At 66.4% G+C, this 15,241-nt stretch carries 10 protein-coding genes and 1 pseudogene; 2 read left to right on the forward strand and 9 right to left on the reverse strand.

Translation table 11 applies throughout. The annotated features are described in order from the left end of the window. Positions 1–83: 83 nt before the first annotated feature. Positions 84–602, forward strand: a pseudogene (locus tag AB0362_RS17120) (GNAT family N-acetyltransferase); the annotation flags it as partial. Between the two features lie 34 nt (positions 603–636). Here AB0362_RS17120 and AB0362_RS17125 read toward each other — a convergent pair. The 8 genes from AB0362_RS17125 to AB0362_RS17160 form a co-directional block, all read right to left on the reverse strand. Further along, positions 637–1,830: an N-acetylmuramoyl-L-alanine amidase gene (locus AB0362_RS17125; protein ID WP_068047669.1), complete on the reverse strand. Its 1,194-nt coding sequence runs from the start codon at positions 1,828–1,830 to the stop codon at positions 637–639. Between the two features lie 136 nt (positions 1,831–1,966). Then, positions 1,967–2,299, reverse strand: coding sequence for a thioredoxin (gene trxA, locus AB0362_RS17130; protein WP_068047667.1), 333 nt, complete (start codon positions 2,297–2,299; stop codon positions 1,967–1,969). Between the two features lie 34 nt (positions 2,300–2,333). After that, entirely contained in the window at positions 2,334–3,323 is a 990-nt protein-coding gene (gene trxB, locus AB0362_RS17135) for a thioredoxin-disulfide reductase (protein WP_094638551.1), read from the reverse strand. Positions 3,324–3,449: 126 nt separating this feature from the next. Further along, complete coding sequence (locus AB0362_RS17140; protein WP_317532995.1) at positions 3,450–4,178, reverse strand: hypothetical protein; 729 nt, start codon at positions 4,176–4,178, stop codon at positions 3,450–3,452. Positions 4,179–4,237: 59 nt separating this feature from the next. After that, positions 4,238–4,819, reverse strand: a complete 582-nt coding sequence (gene sigM, locus AB0362_RS17145) for an RNA polymerase sigma factor SigM (RefSeq protein WP_094687344.1) — start codon at positions 4,817–4,819, stop codon at positions 4,238–4,240. 99 nt (positions 4,820–4,918) lie between these two features. Further along, the gene (locus AB0362_RS17150) at positions 4,919–9,112 is read right to left on the reverse strand and encodes a lipid II flippase MurJ (protein ID WP_317532996.1); all 4,194 of its coding nucleotides are present in this window, start codon (positions 9,110–9,112) and stop codon (positions 4,919–4,921) included. Continuing rightward, positions 9,109–11,520 (reverse strand): glycoprotein, encoded by a 2,412-nt coding sequence (locus AB0362_RS17155; RefSeq protein WP_317532997.1) that lies wholly within the window; start codon positions 11,518–11,520, stop codon positions 9,109–9,111. The genes AB0362_RS17150 and AB0362_RS17155 overlap by 4 nt, the downstream gene beginning before the upstream one ends. After that, positions 11,517–12,077 carry an NUDIX hydrolase gene (locus tag AB0362_RS17160; protein WP_068047657.1) on the reverse strand — a complete coding sequence of 187 codons (561 nt, stop codon included), beginning with the start codon at positions 12,075–12,077 and terminating at the stop codon, positions 11,517–11,519. The genes AB0362_RS17155 and AB0362_RS17160 overlap by 4 nt, the downstream gene beginning before the upstream one ends. Positions 12,078–12,180: 103 nt before the next feature. Here AB0362_RS17160 and AB0362_RS17165 point away from each other — a divergent pair, with 103 nt between their 5' ends. Then, entirely contained in the window at positions 12,181–13,647 is a 1,467-nt protein-coding gene (locus tag AB0362_RS17165) for a CCA tRNA nucleotidyltransferase (protein WP_317532998.1), read from the forward strand. 53 nt (positions 13,648–13,700) lie between these two features. On the opposite strand, the gene AB0362_RS17170 is transcribed toward AB0362_RS17165, so the two are convergent. After that, positions 13,701–15,200 (reverse strand): DUF4185 domain-containing protein, encoded by a 1,500-nt coding sequence (locus AB0362_RS17170; protein ID WP_317532999.1) that lies wholly within the window; start codon positions 15,198–15,200, stop codon positions 13,701–13,703. Between the last annotated feature and the right edge of the window lie 41 nt (positions 15,201–15,241).

Consider the following 15,241-nt stretch of genomic DNA (forward strand, 5'->3'; position numbering starts at 1 on the left):
CTCAGCTCGAAAGCGCCTAACATACAACACAACTCGTTGATCATGAACCGGATGGTTCACCGATCCGAATTACACCACCCCATGGGGCACTATCACAGTTGCTGTCCGTCGACGGCAAGACCATCGGCTGCGCGCTCTACTGCCCACCCCGAGCAGTTCCACGAGCCGGCACGTTCCCGACGTCGCCGGTGAGCCACGATGCAGTTCTATTGACTCAGCTGCGAATCGATTCGCCGGATGACGCCGACATGCATTCGGCCACGTTGATCCAGGCCGTCGTGGGCGATCTCGTCAATCGTGGAGTCCGCGCTCTGGAAGCGTTCGGCATTCGACGCAACGCCGACGATGCTGCGCCGGTGGTTCCGAACGCCACGGCACAGCTGATGTGTTCGGCGTCGACGTGCATGATCGAAGCAGACTTCCTCGAGAAGGTCGGGTTCGAAGTGATTGCGCCCCACCACAGATTTCCGAGACTGCGGCTCGAGCTCGATCGCGATCACGGCTGGAAGCAGGACGTCGAATCGGCACTCGAGCAGCTACTGATCGCAGCCAGCATCTCCGTCGTCGACATCGAGCAGAAGTCGACGGTCGGGGCGCGGTGACACCTCACCCGCCGACGCGTTCGCGCGCGGTGGTTCAGGGGCGATCGGAAGCAGCAAGTTCCTCGGCGAGCAACTCGGCGAAGGTGAACGTTCCGGTCGGCTGATCGTCCTGACCGAGTAGGTACAGACGCTTGACGGCGATCAGAATCGCTTCGGCGATGATGTCGCGGAAGCGCGGATCGCTGAGCACCTCGACGTCGGACTCGTTGGTGAGGTAGCCGAGATCGATCTGGATGGTCGGCATGTTGGTCAGACGCAACAGATCCCACGTGCGGCCGTGGCTGCGACAGTCGAGAAGTGGTGTGCGAGCGACGATTTCACGCTGTACGTAGCTGGTCAGTACTTGACCGATCATCGAGGTGGAGCCGTGCGAGTTACCGAAGTGGAAGCTGGCGACGCCGTTGGCCACAGGGCTGGTGCTCGATGCGCAGCGCAGCGAGATCATCAGATCGGCACCCCAGGCGTTGGCGGTCTCGGCGCGGTCGGCGACCGAGGGGTTGGTGCCGCGCGCACGGGACAGGAAGGTCTCCATGCCGGTCGCGGCCATGCGGCCCTCGAGTCGGCTCGCCATATCCCACAGGATCTCGGACTCGGAGACGCGGCCGAACGTTCCCTCGACGATGCGACCTGTGTCTGCTCCGCCGAGATCGGGATCGATGACGATGCGCTTGCCGGTCAACTGCGGTCCCGATTTACGGACGAGTTCTTCCTCGCTCATGGCGTGCGGGGATCCACCGGTGACGCGCGTGCCGAGAAGGTCGAGAGAGCGCAGAGTTGCCGGTCCGCAGATGCCGTCCGGGGAGAGGCCGATCTCGCGCTGGAACGAGGACAGTCCCTCGTGCGTGCGGGGACCGAAGAAGCCGTCGACGCGCTCGCTGTAGAAACCGAGGTCCTGGAGTCTCGTCTGCAACGAGGCGACGTCGTCGCCGTACAGCGGAGCGGACAGCTGGTAGATGAGGGTTCGAGCGCCGAGGCGGTACGACGCTTCTTTGAGTGCGCGATATGTGGCCGGGCCTACGACGCCGTCGACCAACAGACCGCGGTGTTGTTGGAATGCGCGGACGGCACCTCCGAGGGCACCGTCGAAGACGGAGCCGGGAGCCGTCCAGTGGCCGTCGTCCATGGGACCGGGGGGAACCACCGCTTCGTGGAGAAAGCCGAGAGCCGACAGAGTGCCGCGGACCTCGGCGACGGCGGGTCCGGAATCGCCGTGACTGAGTTCCTGCATCCTCGACAAAGCCTCTCGATCGTTCCGACGGCACTCACACCTTGCGGCTGATGTGCCGATGCCGAAGCATCGGCACATCAGATGATTGTCGCAGAAAGACTGGCTTCCGCTGCAATCCACACTGTGTGCAGGTGAGTCAGATAACGCCTTCGAGGTCCTTGAGCAGCGCGGCCTTGCCCTTTGCGCCGACAATTTGCTTGACCGGCTTGCCACCCTGGAACAGGATCATCGTCGGAATCGACATGACCTTGAAGTCGCGAGCGGCCTGCGGGTTGGCGTCGATGTCGAGCTTGGCGATGGTGAGCTTGTCCTTGTGCTCGGCCGCGATCTCCTCGAGAACCGGGGCGACCATCTTGCACGGGCCGCACCAGGTGGCCCAGAAGTCGACCAGGACGGGCTTCTCACTGGTCAGGACGTCGTCGGCGAACGACGCGTCGGTGATGGTGACAGTGCTTTTGTCGTCGGACATTTTCTATCTCCTCGATGTGGAAGTTCGGTGCCTGTCAGGCGTTGACGGCGTCGACCGGCTGGTCGGCGTGTTCGAGCGTGTTGCTGGTGATGTCGCCCTGCTCGGCCAACCACCGCTCGGCGTCGATCGACGCGGTGCAGCCCGTACCCGCAGCGGTGATGGCCTGCTGGTATACGTGGTCGACGAGGTCTCCGGCAGCGAAGACGCCCTCGACGGACGTGGCCGACGTGGGCGACGCGACCTTGACGTAGCCGGCATCGTCGAGCTCGACCTGGCCCTTGACCAGCTCGTTGCGGGGATCGTGGCCGATTGCGACGAACATTCCGGTCACGTCCAGAGTGGTCTTCTCGCCGGTTTCGGCGTGCTCGAGCGAAAGCCCGGTGACGCTGGTGTCACCGAGGACCTCGAGCACCTTGGTGTCGGTGAGGAAACGAATCTTGTCGTTGTTCTTGGCGCGCTCGAGCATGATGCGCGACGCGCGGAACTCGCTGCGGCGGTGCACGATCGTGACGCTGCGTGCGAAGCGAGTGAGGAAGGTTGCTTCCTCCATGGCCGAGTCGCCACCACCGATGACGGCGATGTCCTGATCACGGAAGAAGAAGCCGTCACAGGTGGCGCAGGCGCTGACGCCGCGTCCGAGCAACTTCTCCTCACCCGGGATGGACAGATAGCGAGCTGCTGCGCCCATGGCGAGGATGATCGCCCGAGCCCGGTAGGTCTCGCCGCCGGCGGACACCGTCTTGATCGGGCCCGTCAGATCGAGCTCCTCGACGTCCTCGGTCCGGATGTCGGCGCCGAATCGCGCCGCTTGCTCGCGCATCTGTTCCATCAGATCGGGGCCCATGATGCCCTCGCGGAACCCGGGAAAATTCTCGACCTCGGTGGTGGTCATCAGCGCACCGCCGAACTGTGTTCCCTCGAACAGGATCGGCTCCAGCTCCGCCCGTGCGGCGTAGACGCCGGCGGTGTAACCGGCCGGTCCCGAGCCGACGATGATGAGATCGTGAACCTTGGGGGTACTCAATGCAGACCTTCCGATCATGTGCGGCGTATACGTGCAGTCGACAACCGAGTGTTCAGCGCACACGCCGGTCGACGTACATCTGGTCAACACCACCCTAGAGGCAGTTGTTCCCCGGTGAGAGATCTGTCAGCCGATATCGCGACGCGTCAGCACGTCCGGGTTTGCAGTGCTGCAGTCGTTGCCCACCGCAAGGGCGATGAACTGTGAGGGCTGTTCTCCGGCGAGGACGAGCAGCGTTCCGTCTCGGCCGTCGACGCGCACTCGACTCGATCCGAGAACGGTGGTGGCCGGATCCACGTCGTTGGACTGCAGACAGGCAGCGAGGTCGGCCGGATCGGCCAATGCTCCGGGATCCCGCTTGCCGATGATGCCGAACGCGAAACCGGAGTCGAGGTCGGCGGAATCGAGCACCAGAGACGAATCCGGAGCCTGCGTGGGGTCGGCAACGATCGATTCGGGCTCGTCCGGAGTGAACACGGCCGCCGCGACAGCAACCGATCCGGCCGTCAGAAGCGCTGCGGCAGCGGCGGTTCCGAGAACCATACGACGTCTGCGCGGACGGAGCGGAACGACGACGTCCACCGGGGACGTCGATTGCTCGACCGTGTGCAGGGTGCGATCGATCTGTTGGGCGACGTCGGGCGGAATCGACAACGTCCCGGTGGGGTCCTCGCCCAACTCGTGCAGTCGAGCCGAGACGGCGTCGAGACCGGCGAGGATGCGCATCGAATCCTCGTCGAGGCGAACCAGTGGCCACAGTCGCCGACTGACGTCCTCGGGAAGTGCATCGGCATGCAGATCGGCGAGTAGCTCCGGCGAGAACGGGGCTTGTAGAGCGTCGGTGCTCGACGGCACGATCCTGCCTCCCTTCGCCGAGTCTGCTTTCTCTCTCACACGGTATAGACGCGAGGGGGTCAGATTCGGTTCCCTGCATCTTTCAAGTACGCGAGTTGCGTCGAGAGCTTGAGTCGACCGCGGGCGCATCGACTCTTCACGGTACCGGTGGGAACGCCGAGCAGGTCGGCAGCGTCGGCCACCGAATACCCCTCCATGTCCACGATGACGACGGCTGCACGTTGGTCGGGTGGCAACGTCATCAGAGCCTGTCGAACGAGAATGCTCGTCTCCGTCTCGGAAATCCGATCTCTGGGAGATACGGGCTCGTGACTTTCGTTCTCGCTCAACGGAACCGACGGGCGTGCCTTGTTCCTGCGGATGCGGTCGAGGCAGGCATTGACGACTATCTTGTGCAACCAGCTTCGGACCGCGGCGTCGGCGCGGAACGACCCGGCCGTGCGATGAGCGGAGAGCAACGCCTCCTGCAGAGCATCGGAGGCGTCCTCGGGCGTGTAGCTTGTGCGCCGAGCCGTCAGCCACAGGTGTTCGTGGTGTCGGTAGATCAGCGTGGCGAAGGCGTTCGGCTCTCCGGCCGCATGAGCAGCCAGAAGCTCCGCATCCGTGCGCTCCCCTGGCGCCGAATCGAAACGTTCGGTCATACGAAAACGGCTCCCCCCGTGTTAACGCATTGGGGGGAGCCTAGGCCATGAATACCGTGAAGTACGAAACGAGCCGGTATTGATTACCGAATGCCCGAATTAGGTGTCGAAACCGATCCCGGAGATCGAGGTGGCGATGCGGCCACCCTGTTCGCCGAGACTGGTGATCCAGACGAGGACGTTCCCGGTCGGCTCCGCGTCGTCGAGGGCGATGTCGGTTCGGCCGTTCTGCAACGTGGCCTCACCGAGCAGCGTGGTGTCGCTCAGGCTGGGTGAGTCGTTCGGGGCCGACCGGATCTCGACGACGGTTCCCGGAGACGTCGATTCGATCCATGCGTTCTGCAGCGTCGAGGACGGGATGGACACGAGCAGGCCGACGCCGTTCTTGAGAGCCGGGAACTGCTGGAAGTACGAGTCGGTCGTCCATGCGGTGCTGGGGTCGTTGTCGATCACGTTGGACGCGGTGCTCGGGTTGTCGGCGGAACCCTGGGGTGAGAAGACGCTGACGTCGTCCATCGCTACCGGGCCACCGGCTGGAGCCGGGGGGGCCGCGGAATCGGCTGCGGGCGGTGCCTCGGCCGGAGTCGTGAGTCCGAAGTCCTGGGTGTCGAGCGGAGTTTCGGTGTTGTCGCCTGCGATCGAGGTGAACAGCCAGAAGCCCGCGAACGCGAGCACGACGACCGTCAAGGCGCCGAGTACCGCGATGGCGATGTTGGTGCGCATCGACTTCGCCTTCTCGGCGGCGATCTCCTCGGGGTCGGCGAGCGAGTGCCCACTGGCGCCCGGTGCGCGTTGGCCCAGTCGCAGAGCCGGCATCAGATCCGTCTTGTCGTTGACCACAGCTGCTTGGTCCAGGACGTGCTGCACGGTGGCAGCGGTACGGATTCCGCTGTTCTGTTCCAGCGCCCGCACTGCGACGGCGGAGATCTCGAACGGAACATCCGGACGAACCTGCCTCGGCTCGAGCGGGGCACCCTTGTCGTCGCGGTCGGCCGGACGCATACCGCCGACGCTGCGTGCTGGAGCTGCGTCGCCGGGTACGACGGCGCCGCCGGTGGTGTCGGACAGGGGCCACTTTGCGGTGATCAGGGCGTAGAGCATCGCGCCGAGTCCGCGGACGTCCGAACTGGGGTCGGCGTCGGCCAGTGTTGCGGGGAAGGCGAGGACGGCATTGCCGCTGGAGCTGATGCGCACGCGATCGGGATGATCGATCGACAGCGCACCTCCGCTGCGGTGCGCGGCCTCGGCCGCTGCGGCGAGGACCTTGATCGCGCGTGCCGCGCCGGTGGGTGCAGGCACGGTGTCGGCCATCTCGCGCAGTGACCGGCCGGGCGTCCACTCCGCGACGACGATGCCGCCGGAGCTGCCACGCACCACGTCGAGCACGCGTGCGAGGCCGGGCGAATTGATCCGACCCAGACGCAGCGTGCGCGAGAGGATCGCCTGCGGTCCCTGAGTGCGGTCGTCGGTCGAGGCGGTGGATTGCTGGTCGGCGTCGACGAACGTCAGCGCGACCTCGCGATCGAGCTTGACGTCGTGGGCCTGCCAGAACTTGAGGCCGCGCGCGCCGCCGTGCGGTGCCAGCAGTCGGTACCGTCCACCGGCAACGGAGGCACCGGGAATGAGCGTCGGGCCGCGGAGCGTGCGCCCGGGAGCGCTCGCCGCAGCCGCTGCAGTGTCGACGTCGTCCGTGGAAGACGAGTCGTCGTTACCGGGTGTGGCCGGTACTGCTGCGGTCTTCTCGGAATCCGCATCCGCCGCGGGCTTCGAGTCCTGTGTGGACTTCTCGTCGTCGGTCTCGACCGGCAGATCGGCCTTGGAGATCGAGATGGTCTTGTCGGTCGGACGCGCCGCGAGAGCAGCCTTGGAGATGGAGACGGTCTTGTCGGCCGGCTTCGGAGCAGACTTGGCGGCAACGGGCTTGTCGACAGCGGGCTCGACGGCCGTTGGCTCGTCGGCGGACTTCTCGACGTCCTGCTCGGGAGCAGGTGCCTTCGACTCGGCTGCAGTCTTCGATTCGGACGCGGTCTTCGCCGGCGTCTCGGCGGGCTTCGGAGTCTTGGAGGAAGAAGCCTCGGCCTTCACGGGCTCGGTGCGGTCCTGGGTGTCGACCTCGACGCCGCCGCTCGTTCGGTCGGCTTCGCTTGCTGGAGATTGTGCCGGCCCCCCAGCAACTTCGTCGTCGGTCACTGTCACTCCTTCAGGCGAATATGCCCCGTGTTGATCTGCGAACGGTCGACCCTCATGAGCTTGTGCCCCCGGGTGCCGATGACCAGGGTACGGGAGCCGATCCCGCGCAGTGTCCCATGTGGGCTCGCTTCGAATAACCGGAATAACGCCGGTTTCTGCAGCGGCCAGATCTGCGTCCCGCGTGTCGGATCCGCCGCGGAACCTGCGGACGAGGCGGCTCAGGGCCACGGTGACCGCCAGAACTTCGGGAATCTTGCCGAACCAGAGGATCGAGAACGTGATGCCGAGCATGATGACGGCGTCGATCGCCACGCGGGCGAAGTTGCCTACCCAGCCGTTCATCATGGCGTCGAGCCCGAGGATCCGGTCGATCGCGAGCATGGCCGCGCCGCCGGCCAGTGAGGCGATGAGCACCAGCCAGACCGTCTTGCCGACGTTGGCCATCCGCAGACTGCCCAGGCTCTTGTGCAGCAGGTATCCGCCGATGATCGCGCCGACGGTGTAGCCCAGACCGGTCGCTGCGCCGAGGAGCAGCACCACCTGCTCCGGCGAGGACGCGACGATCGGGGCGAGCAACGACAGGCCGATCTTGACGGCAGTGATACCGAGGATGATCCACGTCGGCGTCCAGGCCTTCTCACGGGCGTAGAAGACACGCAGGTGGATCAGCACAAGGGCGTACGGGATGAGGGAGAACGCCGACCAGCTGACGGCCTCGCCGAGTCTGGGTGCGACCTCGGCGAACCGGCCGAAGCCGTACAGCGCCTCGCCCACCGACGGACCCGCGAAGGTCAGGAACACCACGATCGGCACCAGCGCGACCATCGTCAGGCGGGTCGCGACCGACAGATCGTCGACGACGGACGGAGTGTCACCGTTGGCGGCGTTGCGGCTGAGTCTGGGCATGATGGCCGTCAGTACCGTCACGCCGAGGATGCCGTAGGGCAGCTGCAGCACGATCCAGGCCTGCGAGTAGATCACGTTGCTCGCATCGTCGGTGCCCGACGCGATCCTGGTGGCGACGATCAGCCCGATCTGGCTGATGACGACGTAGAGCACGATCGCGGCGGCCATCGCGCCGAACTTCTTGAGTCGCTCGTCGAATCCCCAGAGCGGGCGCAGGTCGATGCGTTCGCGGCGCAAAGCCGGGATCAGAGCGAGAACCTGGGTGACGACACCCGCGGTCACACCGAGGCCGAGAACGAGGATTTTGGGGTTGCTCATCTCGATGGTGTTCGCGGTGATCTCGCCCGGGACGAAGGGGTACAGGGCGAACACCGCGAGCACGATCAGGTTGTTGAACACCGGTGCCCAGGCGCCGGGCTTGAAGTTCTGCCGGGTGTTGAGCACGGCCGTGAGCAGGCCGGACAGTCCGTAGAACATCAGCGCGGGCAGCACCAGATAGGTGAACGCGATGGTCAGGTCCTCGTTGACCTTCGGATCGCCGTCGAGCATCAGCCTCGCCAGCAGCGGGGCTGCGATCGTCGCCGCGAGCGCCACGGTTCCGAGCAGCGCCACTGCGATGGTGAAGAGGCGTCGCACGAATGCCCGCCCGCCGTCGGCGTCCTCCTGCTCGGCTCGGACCAACACCGGCACGACGATGGCTCCGAGCACTGCGCCGAGGACGAGCTCGGAGATCATGTTCGGCAGGATCGTCGAGACGGTGAACGCACTGGCCAGCGCCGCGCCGAGGGTGGCCGTCATGGCGACCTGCTTGGCGAATCCGGTGATGCGGCTGACCAGGGTCGCCACCGCGATCGAACCCGACGCGGCCAGCAGTGACTTCTGCGGCCGCGGCTCGGGCTGCGGTGCCGGGTCGGACCCGCCCGGCGGAACTCTCGTCGGCGGAACCGTTCCGGACGGTGCTGTGCTCGACGAAGGATAGGGGTAGTCCTCGTCCCGGAATCGCGGGATCATCTGCGTGACGGTGTCGTCGGCGGCCGGCTGACCGTCGAGCGACGGCGGTGCCGGGTAGGAGCGCAGCTCCGGCCGCGACTGCCGCTCCCAGGGGGCGGACCGCGGTGGCGTCGTGCGTCGGAACACCTGCGATGCGGGCATGCGTGACCGCGGCAGGTCGCCGTCGTACGGGACGTTGCCTGTCATGGTCTCTCGTACCCTTCGTCGGCCGGGTCGGGTTGACCTCTGAATCGGTGCCAGAGGCGTCGACCTGCAAGTAACAGTAGGAGAGCACCGGCGCAGGCGGTAATTATCGCCAGTGCCTGGCCGTATGCGTTCGATCGCACGGACACCGTCGAGACCTCACCGAGCCGGGACCCGTCGAGCGTCGTGACGGAGAAGTCGACCGACAGATTGCGCGTGTCGTCCACTTCGGCCGGCACGGTGATGGTCCGTGATCCACGGGCCGGAAGTTGGGTGACGCCGACGTCGCTGATCGTCATCTCCGGCGGCGCATCGACCCTGAGCAGCACGTTGACCGGGACCGGAAGGTCGTTGCGGGCGACGAGAAGCAGCGGACTCTGTTCCGAGGCGAGGGTGTAGACGCCGCCAGGGGCCAGCACGGTCACCGACCCGTAGATGGTGTCCAATCCGATGCGGATGGCGGCGAGTCGGTCACGCGCCATCACGCCGGTGTCGTCACTGGCGGCACTGGCACGACCGGCCGTCGACAGCGCTCGGAGCATGTCCTCGCGCAGCGGGGCGGTGTACAGGCGCGGGGTCAGCGCCGACTGCGGGTCCTCGACGAGTGATTGCATCAGAGTGTCGACCCGGGCGCTCTGCGATTGCACCAGGCCGATGGTGCCGGTATCGAGTTCGGTGGCTGCATCGATGCCGGTCACCGGAGGTCCGGACGTGGGCTCGGCGAGCAACTCGGCCAGTGGGCGCGGCGTGGCCAACCCCGAACGCAGCAGCGAGGACACCGTCGACAGAATGGCCGACGGTTCGTCGCCCCCCGCGGTCCAGTACTGCGGGGGCGCGACGGTGACGGTGCGCCCGGGCCGATCGGTGCCGACGAGCGCATGGAAGTTGACGGCTCCGAGCGCGTCCTGCAGGCGTGCGGTACGAGAGTCGGTGGCGAGGTCGAAGCGCTGCTCGGTGGGGGTCAGGGCGGGGGTGGACGGGGTGTCTCCGACGCCGGCCAGCGCCGCTGCGGTGGCGGCGTCGTAGTGGGTGGCGGCCAGCGTCTCGGTCTGCTGGGTGTCCGACGGTTGGGTCTCGGACGAGACCAGCAGCGATGTCGGGGCCGATGTCGGCGGGCTGATGCTGTTGTCGGCGACCAGTACGGTGCCGGTTCCTGCCGTGCGCAGGGCATCGGCGGTGTCCGCGTCCACGCCACCGGTGGTGCTCCAGGTGAAACCGCGCGTCGAGGTGATGCCGAGGATGCCGTCGACGATGTCTGCCGGGGCGCTGACCGCACTGCTCAGCAACGTGGGATCGCCGATGTCGGCCACTGCCCCCAGATCCGTCTGGGCGAACGGCATCGCCGTCACGCAGGTGCTCGACGCGACCGTCTCGAGTCGGGACAGCCACTGGCCTGCGGCTGCGCTTCCGGTGCCCTCACGCGTCGTGCTGGCGGGATCGGCCGGGTTGTCGACGACGAGGTAGCCGCGGGTCATGTTCGAGACGGTGACGAGCAGGTCGGGGTCCAGGCCGATACACAGGCTCGACGCCAGTCTGCCGTCGGGATCGAGGCCGGGTTGCGTCGCGAACTCGACGGCCTTGAGGAGGGTGTCGAGTCGCCCGCCGGTGGCGAGTTCGCCGGCGAGCTCGTCGTCGATCAGTCGCACACGCTCGTCGACGGATCCGGGAATTCCGGCAGCGAGGCGAGGGATGTCGGCGAGCGGCCACAGGACCGTCATCGCGACGGGGTTGCGGGTGTTCGGGGGCAGCGGCAGCGCGCCCGGTGCGGTCGGGTCCATCTCACCCGGGTTTCGGGGCAGTCCGACGACCGGGAGCAGGAAGCGAGCGTCGTCGAGTCGTGCGGTTCCGCCGTACTCGGGGGTGCCGTTGACGTTGAGCAGCAGCGGGTAGACGCCTGGCGCCTCGATTCCCAGTGAAGGTTCGGTGGTGCTGCGCAGCTGCATCGACATGTCGAACTGGCGGCTCTCGTCCTTCTCCAGTGAGTCGGCGACCGTGACGAAATCGCCCACCCGCTCGAATCGGTCCTGGTCGAGAGTCAGGGAGGTCCGCAGGCCCGCGGTGGTGTCGACGGCGGCAGCGGCCTGCATCCGGACACTGACGTCGTCGACGCGGCGGTCCCCGGTGTTCGTCACCGTGGCGCGAACGGTGACGAACGGGTCGCTGCTGGTGGTGACAGTGGAGGGGGCGACGGTCTCGATGCTCAGCGTCAGGAAGGGGTTGCCGTCCTGCGTCATCGGAGTGTCCGGAACGGCGCTGGTGGTGCCGGACGCATCGCCGACGGAGGAGTCGGGTTGGGCCGCGGCGTTCGGAAGCTGCGCGGGGACCAGTGCTGCGGAGCCGACCGACGGAGCCACCGCAAGAACGAACGTGGTCAATGCGGCGGCAGCGACCTTCCGGGCCCGCACGATCACTTCCCGCCGGGGATGGGTGCGCCCGAGTTGCCGCTGCTCATGTCCTCGATCAGACGGGTGGCGATGGCGGCGAGCTTGCGTTCGTCGGCGTAGGCGAGTCGAGAGGGCAGTTCGGTCAGCGGGACCCAGGCGACCTCGGTCACCTCGAGGTCCTCGTCCGACAGTTCGCCGCCCAGGAATCGGAGCAGGTAGTGGTGGACGGTCTTGTGGACGCGTCGGCCCTCGGTGACGAACCAGTAGTCGATGCTGCCCAGCGAGGCCAGGACGGTACCGCGGATGCCGGTTTCTTCGGCGACCTCGCGCATGGCCGTCTGCTCGGCGGTTTCGCCCTGTTCGATGTGACCCTTGGGCAGGGACCAGAGGAGGCGTCCGCGGCGGTCGGTGCGGCCGATGAGGGCGGCGCAGCGCTTGGCCGGCGGCCCGTCGAGGCCGTCGACCACCAGGCCGCCTGCCGAGGTCTCGCGGACGGTCCGCAGCTTGGGTGCTTCGGTGTCGGCGCGTGCCTGACGCCGCCGCGGGTTGCGGCGGCTCCTGTTCGCACGTTCGGCAGCAGACACCCGATCCATACTAGTTGCCTGTGCGCACTCTTCTACCGTGCCGCACCGCGGGGGGTGAAGGCCGGAACAATCGATCGGCTCGGCGCAAGTAGGCTCTCCCACCGTGGCCGATCAGTCCCTGTCCTCCGTTTCCGCCGAGCAGACCGATGCCCGCCGGGAGAGGTTGCTGGCGGGAGCTGCTGTGACGCTGCGCGAACTCGCTCCGGTGTTGACTCCGCTGGGCGCACTGTTCGCCGCGGCGGGGCACCAGCTCTTCCTCGTCGGTGGCTCGGTGCGCGATGCAGTTCTCGGTCGACTCGGAACCGATCTGGATTTCACCACCGACGCCAGGCCCGAGGACGTTCAGGCGTTGCTGTCGGGCTGGGCGGACCATCAGTGGGACACCGGCATCGCGTTCGGGACCATCAGCGCGGCCAAGGACGGCCAGACGATCGAGATCACCACCTATCGCACCGACTCCTACGATCAGGTCTCCCGCAATCCCGAGGTGCAGTACGGCAACAGCCTCGAAGAAGATCTCGCTCGACGCGATTTCACCGTCAACGCCATGGCAGTACGTCTCGGAGCGGACGGTGCCCAGGAATTCGTCGATCCGCTCGGCGGCATGGACGCGCTGCTCGAGGGCGTTCTCGATACTCCCTCGGCACCGGAGGTCTCGTTCGGAGACGATCCCCTGCGCATGCTGCGGGCCGCGCGGTTCGTCTCTCAGCTGGGGTTCACTCTGATGCCACGGGTGCACCGGGCCATCGAGGACATGGCGGAGCAGATCGACCGCATCACCGCCGAGCGAATCCAGGTGGAGCTGGACAAGCTGATCCTGGGCGAGCACCCGATCGACGGCATCGACGTGATGTGCGAGACGGGCCTGGCGCAGCGGATCATCCCCGAGGTGCCCAACATGAAGCTCGAGATCGACGAGCATCACCAGCACAAGGACGTGTACACCCACTCGCTGACTGTGCTGAAGCAGGCCATCGATCTCGAGGACGGCGATCCGGACCTCGTATTGCGTTGGGCCGCATTGCTGCACGACATCGGCAAGCCCGATACCAAGCGAAACGAGCCGGGCGGCGGAGTCAGCTTCCATCACCACGAGGTCGTCGGTGCCAAGTTGGTGCGAAAGCGCATGCGCGCCTTGAAGTATTCCAAGAAGATGATCGAGGACGTCTCGCATCTGGTGTTCCTGCATCTGCGTTTCCACGGCTACGGCAAGGGCCAGTGGACCGACTCCGCCGTGCGGCGCTACGCCACCGATGCCGGTGAGCTACTGCCCAAGCTGCACAAGCTGGTTCGGGCCGACTCGACCACCAGGAACAAGCGTCGAGCCGCCGCGCTGCAGGCCACCTACGACGATCTCGAAGAACGCATCGCCCGTATCGCCGAGCAGGAGGACCTGGCGCGGGTGCGGCCCGATCTCGACGGCAACGCGATCATGGAGTTGCTGAACATCCCGGCCGGACCCGACGTGGGCAAGGCGTGGAAGTTCCTGAAAGAACTGCGTCTCGACCGGGGACCGCTCTCCCGCGAGGACGCCGAGGCCGCGCTGCTCGAGTGGTGGCCCACGCAGTAGGAGCGGCTGCGCCGCATGTGAGTAGAACCTCGTAGCCTGCTACGAGTTTCCGCTCACGACGAGCGAAGCTCGGCCTTGACCAGATAGACGTTGTAGCTGTCCCATTCCGAGACGGTGAAGTACAGCTCGTTCGCCGTCGACCACGGGTGAACGAAGCCGCCGTAGGTCTTGGGGTACTCGGCGGTGTCGATCAAGGTGGTCGGCGCGGTCCACTGCCCTTGCGGTGAATTCGATTCGCGCAGAACGATATCGCCGCGCAGCGGATCGAGATACGTCATCCGCCAGAGGCCTCGGGCCTCGTCGTGATGGACCGACAGTTCCCCGGCCGTACCGTCGGCGATGGGGGTGGCCTCGTTCGATCCGACGGGAGCCCAGGTGCCGTTCACCCAGTACTGGTAGGCGGTCTTGTTCAACACCTCGGCCTTCGGGACGCGGGCGAGCCCGACCTGTCCGGCGCGTCCGTTGACGGTGCCGAACATGTAGACGTACTCCCCCGCCGGAACCATCGTCGACACCTGGAACTTGGAGAAGCCGAAGAGGTTGTCCCACTTGGCATGCTCGTCTTTGACCCAGGTGGAACCGTTGTCGTCCGAGTAGGCGATGCCGCCGTAGTTGGTCCACCACATGCCGGGAATCGTGCTCCAGCGCCTGATGGACATGTACGACATGTACTGCCGGTCGTCGATGGCGAAACCGGACGTGGGGATGACCGTCGTCTCCCAGTTCTTTATCTTGCGCGACGGCAGCAGTTCGGCTGCGTGACAACGGGAATCCTGCACCATGGAGTCCAGGGTCATGCCGTCGGACAGGTCGGTGTCGGTGCTGTGGCCGAGTGCGTTGGAACGCCAGTCGTCGCCGCCCACGACGCCGAACTCCCACCCCTTGCCGAAGGAATCGCCGAAGGCGACGGCGACCTCACCGGGCTTGCTCTCCCACATGATGCCGAGGTCGGTTCCGTTCACCTGCCAGCGCTTGTCGGTGCGGTTCTCCGATCCCGGTCCGGTCAGCTGGGAGACGACCTCGACGGTTCCGACGGCGGGTGCTCCTGGCGGGACCGTCGTGGGTCCTGGCTCCGCTGGGTTGACGGCGGGCGCGGGCGGCGGCGTTCCCGGGGCAGCGGGGCCGGGAATCGGGATCGGAATGGTCTCGGGTTGCGGGTCGATCTCGATGCGCGGGAACGGCAGATGGTCTGCCGAGCCCGTTGCCGGCGTCGGTGAATCGGTGTCGTCGGTGAGATCGGGGCACGGGTCCGCACACGGGTCGGTCAGCGGTTCGGCCTGTACGCGGGTGTTGTTCGGGGCCGGATCGGGAACCGGTACGAGTTCGATCGACGGATAGGGCACGGGGATCACCACACGATCCGGCAACGGCGGCAGCTGTGGTGGATTGCCCGGTCCGATGGGCTCGGGTGGGTAGTCCTTGGGGTCGAATCCTGTTTCGCCACAGGAGTTCACCGGCGGAGGCGGCGCCGCGAACGCCGGTGGCGCAGCGAGAACGGCCGTACCTGCGGCAACCGCGAGTATGCAGCCGAGTGACGTCAAGCGGCCGTGCATGCGGTGCCCCCGTGTTCTCCGACGAAACCCATCGGTCCGAT

The sequence above is a fragment of the Rhodococcus sp. NPDC079359 genome (assembly GCF_040702585.1).
Classification (GTDB): domain Bacteria; phylum Actinomycetota; class Actinomycetes; order Mycobacteriales; family Mycobacteriaceae; genus Rhodococcoides.